This window comes from Aestuariivirga sp., assembly GCF_044239095.1.
GTDB lineage: Bacteria > Pseudomonadota > Alphaproteobacteria > Rhizobiales > Aestuariivirgaceae > Aestuariivirga.
In genome coordinates this window covers 1-15588 of record NZ_JBIICB010000079.1, presented here as the reverse complement: position 1 = coordinate 15588, position 15588 = coordinate 1, and the positions used below count along the sequence as shown (strand labels likewise).

The window sequence follows — 15588 nt, the reverse complement described above, 5'->3', positions numbered from 1 at the left end:
ATCATCAGGCGCTGCCGCTGCGGCCCTGCCCGCCCTCGCTGCGCCAGCCATCGCACAGGGGTCGCCGGAGATCACGTGGCGGATGACCTCGAGCTTTCCCAAGGCGCTCGAGATCCTCTACGCCACCGCAGACCAGTTCGCCAAATTCGTTGCGGAGGCGACCGACAACAGGTTCCAGATCCAGGTCTTCCCGGCGGGTGAGATCGCCCCGGCACTCGAGGCGGCCAACGAGGTGGGCCGTGGCTCGATCGAGATGTGCCAGACGGCGAGCTATTACTACTGGGGCAAGGATCCCACCTTCGCCTTCGGCACGGCGGTGCCTTTCGGCCTCAACGTCCGTCAGCAGAATGCCTGGATGTATCAGGGCGGCGGCATGGATCTGATGAACGCGTTCTATGCCACCCACAATCTCGTGGCGTTCCCGGCCGGGAACACGGGTGCGCAGATGGGCGGATGGTTCCGCAAGGAGATCAATTCGGTCGATGACCTCAAAGGCCTCAAATTCCGGATCGCCGGTTTCGGCGGCGCGGTGATCTCGAAGCTCGGCGTGGTGCCGCAGCAGCTGAGCGGGGCGGATGTCTATCCAGCACTCGAGAAGGGTACGATCGATGCCACCGAGTTCGTCGGCCCCGCCGATGACGAGAAGCTCGGCATCTACAAGGTGGCGAAATACTACTATTATCCCGGCTGGTGGGAAGGCGGCGCCATGTTGCACCACATGGTGAACCTGGCGAAGTGGAACGAGTTGCCGAAGTCCTACCAGGCCATCGTCATGGCGGGCTGCCAGATGGCCAACAGCAACATGCTGGCCGCCTATGACCACAAGAACCCTGCAGCGCTCAAGCGGCTTGTCGCCAACGGCGCCGTGCTGCGCCCCTTCCCACAGGACGTCATGGAAGCCTGTTTCGCGGCGGCGCGGGACTCCTACGCCGAGATCAGCGCCAAGAACGAGACGTTCCGGAAGATCCATGATGCGATGATGGCCTTTCGGGCCGATGGCTATCTCTGGCAGCAGGTTTCAGAAGCCACCTACGACAACTTCATGATGGCACAGCAGCGCAAGAAGGCTCTCTAGCGCGCGTTCCGACCAGGTGGACTCACATGGTCGAAAAGAACTCGCGCAAGTTCAATGGCTTGAGCATGATCTTTTCGCAAAAGTGGTTTCCACTTTTGCGGATCATGCTCTCGCGCGCGTTCCGACCAGGTGGAATCACCTGGTCGAAAAGAACTCGCGCAAATTCAATGGCTTGAGCATGATCTTTTCGCAAAAGTGGTTTCCACTTTTGCGGATCATGCTCTAAAAATCAGTCGAAGGATGGTGGCGGCGGGATGCCGCCATCGCTCTCTCCGCCGTCCGGCACGGGCTGGGGAATCTGGATCTCGATGGTAGCGGGATCGACCGGCGGCGGCTTTTCGCTGATGACGAGGCCAGGGAACATGACGACGACGACGATCATCACGACCTGGAGCACGATGAATCTCGCCGCGCCGAGGTAGATCTGCGCGGTGCTGACGCCGGCGATGGTGCGCCCTGTCAGCTTGTCGGCAAAGGGCGCGGCCGGCGCCACGGAGCGCATATAGAACAGGGCGAAGCCGAAGGGCGGCGTGAGGAAGCTGGTCTGCAGGTTCATGGCGATGATGATGCCGAACCACACGAGATCAATGCCGAAGGCGGAGGCCACCGGCGCCAGCAGCGGCACCACGATGAAGGCGATCTCGAAGAAGTCGAGAAAGCAGCCCAGGATGAAGACCAGCAGGTTAACCGCGAGCAGGAAGGCCCAGATACCGCCCGGAAGCCCGAGGAACAGCTCCTCCACCCAGACATGGCCGTTGATGCCATAGAAGGTGAGCGAGAAGATGCGGCTGCCGATGAGGATGAAGATGACGAAGCAGGAGAGCCGCGTCGTCGCTTCCAGCGCCTCGCTCAGCAGGCGGACGCCGAAGCGCCGGCGTGCGGTGGCGAGCGCCAGCGCGCCCGCGGCACCCATGGCCCCGCCCTCCGTGGGGGTGGCAACCCCGAGAAAGATAGTGCCCAGCACCAGGAAGATGAGGGCCAGCGGCGGCACCAGAACCAGCACCACCCGGCGCGCCAGTTCGGAGAGCAGGTTGACACCCAGGCGCTGGTCCGCCTCGGCGAGGCCATAGGCGAGCACCACCGCCAGCACGGCGGCCCATACACCGGCCCCCTCCCCAAGCGTGCCGGAGAATAGCCAGAAGGCAACGGCGCCAGTGGCGGCGGCCAGAAGAAGAAGGGCGAGCAGCGGAACGGGGCTTCCAGTCAGGCTCCGCGCGGACGTGGGCAGGGCAGGCACCATCTGCGGGCGGAAGATGGCGAGAACGCCGATGTAGGCGCCATAGAGCCCGGCGAGCATCAGGCCCGGGACCAATGCCCCGGCATAGAAATCGCCGACCGAGCGGCCGAGCTGGTCGGCCAGCACGATGAGCACGATCGAGGGCGGGATGATCTGCGCCAGCGTGCCCGATGCCGCGATCACGCCCGTGGCGAGTGACCTGTCATAGCCATAACGCAGCATGATGGGGAGCGAGATCAGGCCCATGGCGATGACGGAGGCGGCCACAACGCCCGTGGTGGCCGCAAGCAGCGCGCCCACGAGGATGACGGCGAAGGCGAGGCCGCCACGCACCGGGCCGAAGAGCTGGCCCACCGTGTCCAGTATGTCCTCGGCAAGTCCCGATTTCTCGAGCACGATGCCCATGAAGGTGAAGAAGGGAATGGCGAGCAGGGTCTCGTTGCGCATCACGTCGAGAACGCGGCCGGGAAGCGTCTGCAGCAGCGGCCAGGACAGCGCGATCTCATCCGAATAGGGCGAGAGCTCCACCGCAATGACGAAGAAGAGGAGACCATTGGCGGCGAGCGCGAAGGCGACGGGATAGCCGAGCAGCAGGAAGCCGATCAGCGCCAGGAACATCACCGGCGCCAGGTTGTGCGCGAGGAGATCGATCATTCGGGGCGGGCTCCGCCGGGCGAGGGAACCGGCGGTGCATGGCCGTGGAAGGGCACGGGAGCAGGATCATCAATGTGGCCGGCGAGCACCATGCAGCGCTTGATCACCTCCGACACCATTTGCAGGCAGAGCAGGAGCATGCCGGCGAAAATCAGGAATTTGGCGGGCCAGACCGGCAGCCCCCCGGCATTGCTGGAGATTTCGCCCTGCAGGAAGCTGTCCTGGAAATAGGGCCAGGAGAGCCAGAGCAGGATGAGGCTGACGGGAGCGAGGATCAGGAGATGGCCGAGGAGATCGATGACGTCACGCGTGCGCTTCGAGAGCCTGCCCGATACGACATCGATGCGCACATGGGCATTCTGCTGGAGCGTATAGGCAGCAGCCAGCATGAAGGCCGCCCCGAAGAGCAGCCACTGCAACTCGAGCCACGCGTTGGAGCTGAGGTCGAAGGCCTTCCTGGAGATCGCATTGCCAGCCGAGACCAGGATCGCCGCAAGGATCGCCCACTTGACGTTGCGGCCGATGAAGGCGGTGACCCGATCGATGAACCGGCTGAAGGCAAGCAGGGCAGTCGTCATGGCGTCCCGTTCCGCGGTTGACCGGCGTGCGTTTTCTGGCGCAGAGATTAGAGCATGATCTGCAAAAGAGGAAACCACTTTTGCGGCAAGATCATGCTCAAGTAATTGATCTTGCGCGCGTTCTTTTCGACCAGGTGATTCCACCTGGCCGCAGCGCGCGCGCGGCGAAGGGCGGCAATTGGAACAAGAGGCAAGAATGCGCCTGCAACTCAAGCCCGACGGGCGGCAGTCGGAGACGGCCCTGATGATCCAGCGCGGCGTGGCCCGGCTGATGCGGGCCTCAGGCTTCGCCGTCCTGCCTGAATTCACGCTTGCTTCGGGGCGGCGGGCCGACATCATCGGGATCGGGGCGGCGGGCGAGATCTGGATTATCGAGATCAAGTCCTCGCCTGGGGATTTTCGCGCTGATGTCAAATGGCCAGAGTACCGGGACTATTGCGACCGGCTGTTCTTCGCCATTCCGGCCTCCATGGACACTGCGATGATGCCGCCGGATACCGGGCTCATCGTGGCGGACAGCTGGGGGGCGGACATCCTGCGGATGACGGAGGCGGCGATCCTTCACGCCGCGCGCCGCAAGGCGCTGACGCTTGCATTCGCACGGGCAGCAGCGCTGCGGTTGCACGGGCTTCATGACCCGCCGGCGGACGGCTTCTGATCTATTTTGGCGCCCGCTTGGCCAGGATACGCTGCAGGGTGCGGCGATGCATGTTGAGCCGGCGCGCCGTTTCAGAGACATTGCGGCTGCAGAGTTCGTAGACGCGCTGGATGTGCTCCCACCTCACACGGTCGGCGGACATCGGGTTGTCCGGCAGCGCAGCACGGCTGTCGGTATCGCCCACGAGCGCGCCATAGACGGCATCGGCATCGGCGGGCTTTGCAAGATAATCGATGGCGCCAAGCTTCACGGCCGTCACCGCCGTCGCGATATTGCCATAACCCGTCAGCACCACCGCGCGCGCCTCGGGCCTGGCCTGGTGAAGCGCCTCGATCACATCCAGCCCGTTGCCATCGCCGAGCCGCAGATCGACCACCGCGAAGGAGGGCGCTGCGCGTTTCACCAGCGCCACGCCTTCAGCCACGGATTCAGCCATCAGCACCTCGAAACCCCTCGTCTCCATCGCCTTTGCGAGACGCGTGAGGAAGGGCTTGTCGTCATCAACGAGAAGCAGGGTCTTGTCGGCGGGAAGAGCGGCGTTTGTCATTCAATCCCTGACTGGCGGTTTCTATCTCTGCTTGACCCGCTCTCTAGCCCTTTGGGCCAGCGGGTTCAACGTTCTGTGTCTCTTACGGATTCAGGGCCTGCCAAGATCAATGCTGCCGCGCGGCCAGACGACGTGGACAACTGCCCCGTGTTCCGGCGCGAGGCGGTTGGCAAGCGAGACGGAGGCGCCGGAGCGCTCCAGCAGCGTCTTGGCGATGAAGAATCCGAGGCCCATGCCCTCATGCCGGCCAGGTTCGCCGGTTTCCTCGCCATAGCCCGGCCTGCTCGTCACGAAGGGATCGCCCAGCCTGTCGAAGATGTTTTCCTGAAAGCCCGGCCCGTCGTCCCTGACCGTGATCGAGACCTGTGCCGCAGTCCAGCGGGCATCGACCTCCACGCGGGTCTGGGCGAAGTCGACGGCGTTCTCGAGAAGGTTGCCAAGGCCGTAGGCGATGGCCGGGTTGCGTCTCAGCACCGGCTCGTTCTCTGCGGCTCGGTCGTGGAGATCGGCGGTGCTGGTGACGGCGATCACCACGTCGGAGCCCCTCAAGGGGGCGATCAGGTCCTCGATCATCACGAGAATCCTGGTGCGCTGGTACATCTCGTCGGTCTGCGCCTCGCGGCTGGACAGGCGGGCCAGAATTTCACGGCAGCGCGCGGTCTGGCTGATCAGCAGGTCGATGTCCTCCTTGTGGGAGCCTTCGAGCGGCAGTTCGCGCTTCAGTTCCTTCGCGACCAGCGCGATCGTCGCGAGCGGTGTTCCGAGTTCATGGGCGGCGGCGGCGGCAAGACCATCAAGCGCCGAGAGCCGCTGTTCCCGGGCCAGCACCATTTCGGTGGCGGACAGCGCCGCCGACATCTGGCGGGCCTCATCCGCGATGCGGCGCGCATAGATGGCGGAGAACACCACGCCGCTCATGATCGCCGCCCACATGCCGCCGATGTAGACATCCGGAAGCTCAAGCGCCTGGCCCGGAACCCACGGCAGCGGATAGTGGTAGAATGAAAGGAATGTGGCGGCGGCGAGCGCCATGAGGCCCAGCAGCAGGGTCCAGCGCATCGACAGCGAGGTTGCGGAGATGGTGACGGGAACCAGGAAGAGAAACGCGAACGGATTCTCAAGGCCACCCGTGAGAAACAGCAAGGCGGCCAACTGCAGAACGTCATAGACGAGGAGCAGGCCTGCATGGGTTTCGTGCAGCCTGATGCTCTTGCGCCAGCGAATCGTGAGAAAGATGTTGAGCCAGGCGCTGAAGGCGATGACGGCGAGGCAAAGGCCCAGCGGAAGCGGAAAGCCCAGCACGAAATGAACCCCGAGCACCGCCCCCGTCTGCCCGACGATGGCGAGCCAGCGCAGCCGCACCAGCGTGCGCAGCCGGAGCATGCCAATTTCGGCATCGCCCGTGGCGAGTTGCGGATAGAGGTCCTGCGGCATGCGGTAACCGGTCACGCGCCCTTGCATTGAGAATGGGCCAATCTAGGCTTATGTGGACGGCGAAAGGAAGAAAAAGCCTCATGCCGCGACGTGCCGTCCTGATCTTTGCCGCTGCCATCCTGCTTCTTGCGGCGGGACTCGGGGGCTATGCCTGGACGATCAGGCAGGCGGCGCAGCCACAGGGCTCGGGCGTCGCATTGGTGGGCGGCCCCTTCAGCCTGACCGACCAGGACGGACGCCGGGTGACGGAGAAGGATTTCCTCGGGCGATACATGCTGGTGTTCTTCGGCTTCACCTACTGCCCCGACATCTGCCCCACCGAACTCCAGGTGATGACGGCGGCCCTCGATGCGATGGGACCTGCGGCGGAAAAGATACAGCCGGTCTTCGTGTCGGTCGATCCGGAGCGCGATACGCCCGAGGTCATGAAGGCCTATGTCGCGAATTTCGGCCCGCGGCTGATCGGCCTCACCGGCACGCCGGAGGAGATCGCCGCGATGGCAAAGGCCTATCGCGTCTATTATGCGAAGGCGGCAAACCAGAACGCTCCCGGCGACTACCTGATGGACCACTCGAGCATCATCTACCTGATGGACGAGGACGGCAGCTTCGTGAAGCACTTCGCTTACATCACCGACGTGGAAAAGCTCACTTCGGAACTGAAGAAAGCAATTACTGTTTCCCCCTAAAGTCGGATGAAATGAGCGGTTGCCCCTGCCGGGGGTAGTTGCTACCCTTTGATGTCACCGGGGGTTTTCGGGTTGTGCTATACTACCTATATGAAATGAACCATGCGGCGCTTGCCCCATGGCGCGCCGTGGCCGACGCAGGCATCAGCTTCTGGCGAAGCCCGGCCAATCCTCTCTCGACGACCCAGCTCGGCCGGTCCTGGGCCGCTTCGCTTGAGCTTTTCGAACGCACCACCCGGCGCTACGCCAAGCCTGAATTCGGCATCACCGACACCATCGTCGATGACGACCTCGTCGCCGTCGAAGAAGAGGTGAGCCTCAAGAAGCCGTTCTGTACGCTCGTCAACTTCCGGAAGCTGTGGGACGGCAAGCGCAAGCAGCACAAGCTGCTGATCGTGGCGCCGATGTCAGGCCACTACGCCACGCTGCTGCGCGGCACGGTGGAAGCCATGCTGCCGCACTACGACGTCTACATCACGGACTGGGTGGACGCCCGCACGGTGCCCCTGCTCGAGGGCAGCTTCGACCTCGACGACTATGTTGACTATGTCACGGAGTTTCTCCGCCACCTCGGGCCGGACACGAGCGTCATGGCAGTCTGCCAGCCTTCGGTTCCCGTCATGGCGGCGGTGGCGCTGATGAATGCCGCAAAGGACCCCGCAGCACCCCGGACCATGATCCTGATCGGCGGTCCCATCGATACGCGCCGCAACCCGACAGCAGTGAACCGCCTCGCCGAAGAGAAAGGCATGGACTGGTTCCGCAACAACGTGATCATGAAGGTGCCGGCACCCCATGCCGGCATGATGCGCGACGTCTATCCCGGCTTCCTGCAGCTTGGCGGGTTCATGACCATGAACCTCGACCGCCACATCGACGCCCACCGCGAGCTGTTCTGGCACCTCGTCGAGGGAGATGGTGATTCCGCCGAGAAGCACCGCGAGTTCTACGATGAATACATGTCGGTGATGGACCTGACCGCCGACTTCTACCTGCAGACGGTCGAGAAGGTGTTCGTGACGCACGACCTGCCTAAGGGAACGCTGACGCACCGCAACAGCCGCGTCGATCCTTCGAAGATCACGCAGACGGCGCTGATGACCATCGAAGGTGAACGCGACGACATCTCCGGCGTGGGCCAGACGGAAGCGGCGCAGGACCTGTGCTCGAACCTTCCAAAGGAGAAGAAGCTGCATCACCTGCAGCCTGGCGTGGGCCATTATGGCGTGTTCAACGGCTCCAGGTTCCGCAAGGAAATCGTTCCGCGAATCGTCGCCTTCGTGAATAAGAACGCTGATGATCGGACTTCTCAGAAGCCTGCAGCGAACGGCCGCCCCAAGACCGCTTGAGCCTTCCCGCATCGCCATCGGCGATGAGGTGCTGGACGTCGTGTTCAGGCGCCACGCGCAGGCGCGCCGCCTGGTGCTGCGCCTGAACTCCTCAGGGACCGGGGTGCTTGTCACGGTTCCCAACGGGGTCTCACGCGTCAGGGCGCTGGAATTCACCGCACGCTCCCGCGGCTGGATCGAGGAGCGGGTGAGAAGCCGCGGCGGCCTCATCCAGCTTGCACCCGGCCATGTGCTGCCGTTTCGTGGCATCGGCCATGAGATCCGCCACGTGGACACAAGGCGCGGCCTGGTGCGGATCGATGCCGACCGGTCGATCATCGAGGTTCCAGGCGATGCCGCGCATGTGAGGCGGCGGCTGACAGACTTCCTCAAGGCGGCGGCGCGGGAGGACCTGACAGAAGCAAGCGAGCATTACGCGTCGCTGATGGGCGTGCGTTACCGGCGGATCACCATCCGCGACCAGCGAAGCCGCTGGGGTTCATGCTCTGCCAGCGGCGATCTTTCCTTTTCCTGGCGCCTCATCCTCGCGCCCGGCTATGTGCTGGACTACGTCGCTGCCCATGAGGTGGCCCATCTCAGGTACCTCGACCATAGCCCGCGCTTCTGGCGGCTGGTGCTGACGCATTGCCATGACGCGGCGCGGGCCAAGAACTGGTTGCGCGCGCATGGCCAGGAGGTTCACCGCGTGGTGACGTAGGGCCCTGGACAGCGGTCATCCTGCCTTCGCAGCATGCGCTCATAGGCCGTGAGCTTGTTGGTTTCCCGCACCTCACCATTGCGGGTAGGCCGACGCGCGCTCCGACCAGGTGGAATCACCTGGTCGAAAGGAACTCGCGCAAGATCAATTGCTTGAGCATGATCTTGTCGCAAAAGTAGTTTCCACTTTTGCGGATCATGCTCTATTGACGCGAGAAGCCGCCGAAGAGCCTTTCGAAGAAGCCTCGCTTCTCCTTAGGCGGCGCGGACCGCGCCGATTCCTCCGCCGCGCCCTGCTCGTAAAGCACCTCGGATATTGTGGTGGGCTCCCGCATCGCGACCAGCGGTTCGCCCGGAAGCGGCCGCGGGGTGAGGCCGCGGTGGGCGGACTCCATCACCTTGCGCCAGATTTCGGCGGGCAGCAGTCCACCCGTGACCTTCTTCGTTGGCGAATTGTCGTCGTTGCCGACCCAGACCCCGGCGATCAGATCGCTGGTGTAGCCGATGAACCAGGCGTCGCGGTAATCCTGGCTGGTTCCCGTCTTGCCGGCGATGTCGAAGCCCGGGAAAGCCGCCCGGCTGCCGGTGCCGTCGGTGACAACGAGGCGCATCATGCGGTTCATGCCATAGAGGTCGTTGTCGGTGACGACCCTGGGAAAGCCGGAGCCGTTGCGCTCATAGACGACGCGGCCGTCGCGGGTGAGGATCCGGGTGACGGCGAAAGGCGAGACGGGATAGCCGCCGTTCGAGAAGGGCACGAAGGCCGAGGTGAGCTCGAGCAGCGTGACCTCGGATGTTCCCAGTGCGAGCGAGGCATCGCTGCCGAGGGGAGAGACAATGCCAAGGCGGTGCGCCACCGCGGCCACGGCTTTCGGCCCCGCGGTGACCGCGAGCTTTGCCGCAACGGTATTGAGCGACAGGGCAAGCGCGGTCTCGAGTGCCACGGGGCCCAGATATTTCCGGCGGTAATTCTCAGGGCTCCAGTTGCCGATCTTCACCGGCTCGTCGACCTCGACCGTATCCGGGGTGTAGCCGCGTTCAAGTGCGGCCAGGAAGACGAAGGGCTTGAAGGCGGAACCCGGCTGCCGCTTGGCCTGGGTGACCCGGTTGAATTGACTCTTCCGGTAGGAACTGCCGCCCACCATGGCCAGCACGGCGCCGCCGCCATCCATCACCACCATGGCCCCTTGTCCGGCTCTGAGCTTGGTGCCTTCCGACCTGAGTTCCTTGCGGAGTTCTGCCTCTGCCTGGGCCTGGAGGACGGGATCGATCGTCGTCTCGACGACGAGCGACTGCCCATAGTCCTTGACGAATTCGGGAAGCTGCTCACCGACCCAGTCGACAACATAGTACTTGGCTGAAGCAAAGGGCAGCGCGCGGGCTTCCGCCGGGGTGCTGGCGCTTTCGGCTGCCTCCTCGGCGGTGATGAAGCCCGCCTCCGCCATGCTGTCGAGTACAAGTCTGGCGCGCTCTGCTGCGGCCTTCGGGTTCGACACCGGATTGCTGGCGCTCGGCGCCTTGAGCACGCCTGCAAGCGTGGCGGCCTCAGCGATGGTGAGTTCCGAGGCAGGCTTCTGAAAATAGGTTTGGGCCGCCTTCTCGATGCCGATGGCGCCCCCGCCGAAATAGACGCGGTTCAGGTAGAGCTGGAGGATGTCGTCCTTGGTGAATTGCGATTCCAGCCAGACGGCGAGCACCACCTCCTGAAGCTTGCGCTCGATGGTCCGGTCCGGGTTGAGGAAGAGGTTCTTGGCCAGCTGCTGGGTGAGGGTGGAGCCGCCCTGTACCACGCGGCCCGAGGCATAATTTGCGTAGGCCGCACGCAGAAGCCCGATCGGATCGATGCCGTAATGGCTGTAGAAGCGGCGGTCCTCAATGGCCATTACCGCTTTGGGCACATAGTCCGGCAGTTCGGCCAGGCGAACATCGTCTCCGTTGAAGGAGCCTCGTTCTGCGAGCACGGATCCATCGGACGCAAGGATCATGATGCCGGGATCACGCTCCGGGATCTTGAGGAGGCCCTGCTGGTCCAGCGTGAACCAGATGTAGCCGAACAATGCCGCAAGACCTGCCGCCCCGGCGAAGGCAAGGGAGAATCCGAACCGGAACAGTGCCCACAGGACCGACCGTCGCTTGCGGCGGACCGGAGCCCGGCCTGCCGGCTGGCCTCCGTTCCTGCCTTTGCTCCCGCCGCTGAAAAGCTGCGGCTCGATCTGCTGCTTACTGCGGCCTCGCTTGCTCGAAACGCCCATCGATCTCCGGCACTCCTGACCGGCATGAGCTAGCAGCTACCGATTTACGGTTCGTTAACCACATGGCGTCCGGTTGAAGGATTTCTTTCCGCCGGAATCATGTTGCAATGATGACTACCGCAGCAGCCTACATCATGGCGCCGACGTGCCAGGGCACATATTCATTGTCGCCATAACCCAGCTCTTCCGACTTGGTGTGCTGGCCCGATGCAACTTTCAGCATCATCTCGAAGATCTGCTGGCCCTTCTCCTGAATCGAGACACCATCGAGGATGTCGCCGCAGTTGATGTCCATGTCGTCGATCATGCGGTGGTAGATGTCGGAGTTGGTGGCAAGCTTGATCGAGGGAACGGGCTTGCAGCCATAGGCGGAGCCACGGCCCGTGGTGAAGCACAGGAGATTGGCGCCGCCCGCCACCTGGCCGGTGGCTGCTACCGGATCATAGCCCGGCGTATCCATGAAGACGAAGCCCTTGCCGGTGACGGGCTCGGCGTAGCGGTAGACGTGGCGGAGCGTGGTGGTGCCGCCCTTGGCGGCAGCGCCCAGCGACTTTTCAAGGATGGTGGTAAGGCCACCCAGCTTGTTGCCCGGAGAGGGGTTGTTGTTCATCTCCATGTTGTTGCGGCTGGTATAGTCTTCCCACCACTTTATGATGTCGACGAGCTTTTCGCCCACCTCCCTGCTGGCGGCACGCCGCGTGAGCAGATGCTCTGCGCCATAGATTTCAGGCGTTTCAGACAGGATGCCGGTGCCGCCATGCCTGACCAGAATATCGACGGCAGCGCCCAGCGCCGGGTTGGCGGTGATGCCGGAATAGCCGTCGGAGCCGCCGCATTGCAGCGCTACGATAAGGTCCGAGGCGTGACAGGTCTCGCGCTTCACGTTGTTGACGTGGGGCAGCATCTCCTTGATGGCGGCAACGCCCGCGGCCACGGTCTTGCGGGTGCCCCCCGTTTCCTGAATCGTCATGGTACGGAACAATTCATTCTCGGTGACGTTATAGGCCTCCTTGAAGCGCGGGATCTGGAAGCCTTCGCAGCCCAGCCCCACCATCAGCACGCCGCCCATGTTGGGGTTCGTCGCATAGCCCCAGGCGGTGCGCTTGAGGATGTCGAAAATGGCGCCGCGGTAGTCGATCACGCAGCCATTGTCCATCTTGAGGGCCACGATGCCGTCAATGTTTGGATAGGCGTCCAGCATGCCGGAGCGGTTCACCTCTTCGGCGATGAAGCCCGCGACGGTCGCCGAGCAGTTCACCGAGGTGAGGACGCCAATGTAGTTGCGCGTGCCGACCTTGCCGTTGGCGCGGCGGATGCCCTGGAAGGTGGCTTGAGCTTCGATTGGCAGAATGTCTTCCGGCTGCGCGTCCTGCGCGAAGGCATAGTCGCGGGCGAAATCATGCACGCCGGTATTGTGCTCATGCACCCACGAACCCTTCGGGATATCCACCTTGGCGAAGCCGATGATCTGGCCGAACTTGCGTACGGGTTCGCCCGCTGCAATGGCGGCGGCCGCCATCTTATGGCCCTTGCCGATACGGTCCAGCGCAGTGATGCCCTCGGGCGCTGCGGCACCCTTGTCCACGGTCTCGATGGCGACAAGGACATTGTCCTGGTCCGAAAGGCGCAGCATGCGGGGAAGCTTGGGAACGCTCGAAATCATGTCGGGTCTCACTCTATGGCTGAGGGCTTGCTCGTCCGGGGAATCCAGCTAACATGTTAGCATGCCAGATTCCGCCGTCACCTATGAATTCTTGAGCCCGGGACGGAGCGCGGCACCTGCCGGCGCCACGGCCCGGGTGCATACGGCGCTGCGGGAAGCCATCGTGCAGCTGGACCTGAAACCGGGGGAATTCCTGGACAAGCAGGCGATTGCCGCACGCATGGGCGTATCCCGCTTTCCTGTGGGTGAGGCGATGAACCGGCTGGCGGCAGAGGGGCTGGTCGACATCATTCCGCAGAGCGGCTCCCGCGTGGCGCTGATCAAGATTTCGGATGCGCGCGAGAACATGTTCTTCCGCCGCGCACTCGAGGTTGAAACGGTGCGGAGCATCGCCGGGGGCGCACCTTCTGCCTTGCTCGACCAGCTCCGCAGCAATCTCCGCTACCAGCAGGCGGCCATTGAGGCAGAGGACCTGAAGGGCTTCCATAGCTTCGACCTTTCCTTCCATGCCGCACTGCAGGACCAGCTGGGCTATGAGCGGGTCCGCAATGCCACGGAAACCGCGCGGCTTGGGCTCGACCGCGTGCGCCGGCTGCTCAACACCAGACGGCGGCTGGAGCTGACGCTGGCAGAACATGAGGCTGTGGTGACAGCCCTCGAAAAGCGCGATGGCGAGGCAGCTGCATCGGCCATGCACCGCCACCTCGACGCCGTACTGGCGGAGCTCGAATCCTTCGCGCGCGACCGGCCGGAGTTATTTGCAGACCTCAACACCATGAAAGGCAGTGAGACATGAAGAAGCGCAATTTCAAGGCGCCCTCGGGGGAAACCATCTCCTTCACCGAACTGGGATTCGGCACGGCACCCATCGGCAATCTCTACCGGGCGGTCGAGCCAGAGGATGCGCAAAAGACGCTGGAGGCCGCCTGGAAGGCGGGCATCCGCTATTATGATACGGCACCGCTTTATGGGCTCGGCCTTTCCGAAACGCGCCTCAACCGCTTTCTCTTCGGCAAGAAGCGGAAGGACTATGTGCTCTCCACCAAGGTCGGACGCCTGCTTGAGGTGTGCCCTCCGCAGGAGCGCACGGGGATTGGCAAGTTCTTCGACACGCCGTCCCGCAAGGAGCGCTTCGACTACACCTATGACGGGTTCATGCGCTCCATCGAATTCTCACTCGAGCGGCTGGGTGTCGACTCGATCGACATTATCTTCGTGCATGACGTGGACGTGTTCACGCACAAGTCGGAAGCAGCGCGCGATGCGCATGTAAAGACGCTGATGAGCAGCGGCTACAAGGCGCTGGTCAAGCTGCGCGAGCAGAAGGTGATCAAGGCCTTCGGCGCCGGCATCAATGAATGGCAGGTCGCCGAGACGCTGACGCGGGCGGGCGACTTCGACATCTTCCTGCTGGCGGGCCGCTATACGCTGCTGGAACAGGAAGCACTCGAATCCTTCCTGCCGCTGTGCGAGGAACGTGGCGTGGGCATCGTGCTGGGCGGACCCTACAATTCCGGCATTCTCGCCACCGGCCCCAAGCCCGGCGCCTGGTACAATTATGATCCGGCACCGAAGCATATTCTGGAGCGCGTGGCGAAGATCGAGGCCGTTTGCAAGCGCCACAAGGTGAAGCTGCCGGAGGCGGCGCTGCGCTTTCCGCTGCATCACAGCCAGGTCGTCAGCGTCATTCCCGGTGGGGTCAGCGCCAAGGAAGTGGCACTCAACGCCAAGACCATGGGGGTGAAGCTGCCAAAGGCGCTTTGGAAGGAGCTCAAGGCCGAGGGACTGCTCCGCAAAGACGCGCCGGTGCCGCGGTGAAGGCCGCCATATTGGGCTCCGGCCTCATCGGCCGGTCCTGGGCCATGGTCTTCGCGCGCGGCGGCCATGACGTGTTGCTGTGGGACCAGGACGAGGCGCAAGTCGAAAGGGCGCTCAGCCACATCGCCATCACCCTGCCCGCCATGGCGGCGGAGGGGTTGATCGATGACGCAGGTGCAATTCTGTCCCGGGTAAGGCCTGCGCGGAACCTTGAGCACGCCTTGAGTGGAGCCGGCTTCGTTCAGGAGAACATCGCGGAACAAGCGGAGCCCAAGCAGCAGCTGTTCGCAGCCGTCGAGGCCCTGGTTCCGCGCGATGCGATCCTGTCCAGCTCAACCTCGGCCATCATGCCATCGATCATCTTCGGCGGTCTCGCGACGCGGGACCGCTGCCTCGTGTCACATCCGCTGAACCCGCCGCATCTGGCCCCCATCGTGGAGCTGTGTGGGGCTGATTTCACAGCGCCCGAGGTGATTTCGGGAACGCGGGATTTCATGGCAGGCTGCGCCATGGTTCCCATCACGGTGAAGCGTGAGATCGAGGGCTTCATATTGAACCGCCTGCAACTGGCGGTACTGAACGAGGCCTTCCGCCTCATTGCGGAGGGCTATGTTTCAGCCGAAGACCTCGACAAGACGGTGAAGGATGGGCTCGCGCTGCGCTGGAGCTTCATGGGACCCATTGAAACCATTGACCTCAATGCGCCGCAGGGCGTGGCAGACTACCTCACGCGCTATGGACCGACGATCCGCCGCGTGGGCGACCAACAGGCTTCGGCACGGCCATGGCCAGAAACCATCGGCGCGACGCTTGATGCGGAGCGGCGGGCGGACGTTCCGTCCGACAGGCTGGGCGCGGCCACGCAATGGCGTGACCGGCGGCTAATGGCGCTGGCCGCGCACAAGCGCGCGCAGGAGAAGAAGACGCCGCGCTGATCA

General features: G+C 63.5%; 14 protein-coding genes. 8 read left to right on the top strand and 6 right to left on the bottom strand.

The features are described from left to right. The coding region (locus tag ACILRA_RS09465) for a TRAP transporter substrate-binding protein (protein WP_395661858.1) at positions 1–1075 on the top strand (1075 nt) is incomplete at its 5' end. Positions 1076–1304: 229 nt separating this feature from the next. Here ACILRA_RS09465 and ACILRA_RS09460 read toward each other — a convergent pair. Both ACILRA_RS09460 and ACILRA_RS09455 read right to left on the bottom strand, forming a co-directional pair. Continuing rightward, positions 1305–2966: a TRAP transporter large permease subunit gene (locus tag ACILRA_RS09460; RefSeq protein ID WP_395661857.1), complete on the bottom strand. Its 1662-nt coding sequence runs from the start codon at positions 2964–2966 to the stop codon at positions 1305–1307. Next, a complete protein-coding gene (locus ACILRA_RS09455; protein WP_395661856.1) occupies positions 2963–3544 on the bottom strand; it encodes a TRAP transporter small permease subunit in 582 nt (193 codons plus the stop codon). Before ACILRA_RS09455 ends, ACILRA_RS09460 begins: the two co-directional genes overlap by 4 nt. Before the next feature lie 196 nt (positions 3545–3740). On the opposite strand from ACILRA_RS09455, the gene ACILRA_RS09450 reads away from it, so the two are divergent. Next, on the top strand, positions 3741–4202 hold the full coding sequence (locus ACILRA_RS09450; RefSeq protein WP_395661855.1) for an MmcB family DNA repair protein: 462 nt from the start codon (positions 3741–3743) through the stop codon (positions 4200–4202). 1 nt (position 4203) lies between these two features. On the opposite strand, the gene ACILRA_RS09445 is transcribed toward ACILRA_RS09450, so the two are convergent. Beyond that, entirely contained in the window at positions 4204–4749 is a 546-nt protein-coding gene (locus tag ACILRA_RS09445; protein ID WP_395661854.1) for an ActR/PrrA/RegA family redox response regulator transcription factor, read from the bottom strand. A gap of 90 nt (positions 4750–4839) precedes the next feature. Next, complete coding sequence (locus ACILRA_RS09440) at positions 4840–6198, bottom strand: ActS/PrrB/RegB family redox-sensitive histidine kinase (protein WP_395661853.1); 1359 nt, start codon at positions 6196–6198, stop codon at positions 4840–4842. A 65-nt stretch (positions 6199–6263) separates the two neighbouring features. Here ACILRA_RS09440 and ACILRA_RS09435 point away from each other — a divergent pair, with 65 nt between their 5' ends. The 3 genes from ACILRA_RS09435 to ACILRA_RS09425 all read left to right on the top strand — a co-directional run bounded on the left by ACILRA_RS09435 (position 6264) and on the right by ACILRA_RS09425 (position 8918). Further along, the gene (locus ACILRA_RS09435; RefSeq protein ID WP_395661852.1) at positions 6264–6872 is read left to right on the top strand and encodes an SCO family protein; all 609 of its coding nucleotides are present in this window, start codon (positions 6264–6266) and stop codon (positions 6870–6872) included. A gap of 74 nt (positions 6873–6946) precedes the next feature. Further along, positions 6947–8221 (top strand): polyhydroxyalkanoate depolymerase, encoded by a 1275-nt coding sequence (locus ACILRA_RS09430; RefSeq protein WP_395661851.1) that lies wholly within the window; start codon positions 6947–6949, stop codon positions 8219–8221. After that, positions 8169–8918, top strand: a complete 750-nt coding sequence (locus tag ACILRA_RS09425) for a M48 family metallopeptidase (RefSeq protein WP_395661850.1) — start codon at positions 8169–8171, stop codon at positions 8916–8918. The genes ACILRA_RS09430 and ACILRA_RS09425 overlap by 53 nt, the downstream gene beginning before the upstream one ends. Before the next feature lie 202 nt (positions 8919–9120). Here ACILRA_RS09425 and ACILRA_RS09420 read toward each other — a convergent pair whose 3' ends face one another. Both ACILRA_RS09420 and ACILRA_RS09415 read right to left on the bottom strand, forming a co-directional pair. Beyond that, positions 9121–11169, bottom strand: coding sequence for a transglycosylase domain-containing protein (locus ACILRA_RS09420; RefSeq protein WP_395661849.1), 2049 nt, complete (start codon positions 11167–11169; stop codon positions 9121–9123). A gap of 127 nt (positions 11170–11296) precedes the next feature. Further along, positions 11297–12832: a UxaA family hydrolase gene (locus ACILRA_RS09415; RefSeq protein WP_395661848.1), complete on the bottom strand. Its 1536-nt coding sequence runs from the start codon at positions 12830–12832 to the stop codon at positions 11297–11299. A gap of 61 nt (positions 12833–12893) precedes the next feature. Between ACILRA_RS09415 and ACILRA_RS09410 the strand changes: the two genes are divergently transcribed. From ACILRA_RS09410 to ACILRA_RS09400, 3 genes are read left to right on the top strand one after another with little or no spacing between them, the layout of a single operon-like run. After that, positions 12894–13628: a GntR family transcriptional regulator gene (locus ACILRA_RS09410; RefSeq protein ID WP_395661847.1), complete on the top strand. Its 735-nt coding sequence runs from the start codon at positions 12894–12896 to the stop codon at positions 13626–13628. Then, on the top strand, positions 13625–14650 hold the full coding sequence (locus ACILRA_RS09405; protein ID WP_395661846.1) for an aldo/keto reductase: 1026 nt from the start codon (positions 13625–13627) through the stop codon (positions 14648–14650). Before ACILRA_RS09410 ends, ACILRA_RS09405 begins: the two co-directional genes overlap by 4 nt. After that, positions 14647–15585: a 3-hydroxyacyl-CoA dehydrogenase gene (locus tag ACILRA_RS09400; RefSeq protein ID WP_395661845.1), complete on the top strand. Its 939-nt coding sequence runs from the start codon at positions 14647–14649 to the stop codon at positions 15583–15585. The genes ACILRA_RS09405 and ACILRA_RS09400 overlap by 4 nt, the downstream gene beginning before the upstream one ends. Positions 15586–15588: the final 3 nt, after the last annotated feature.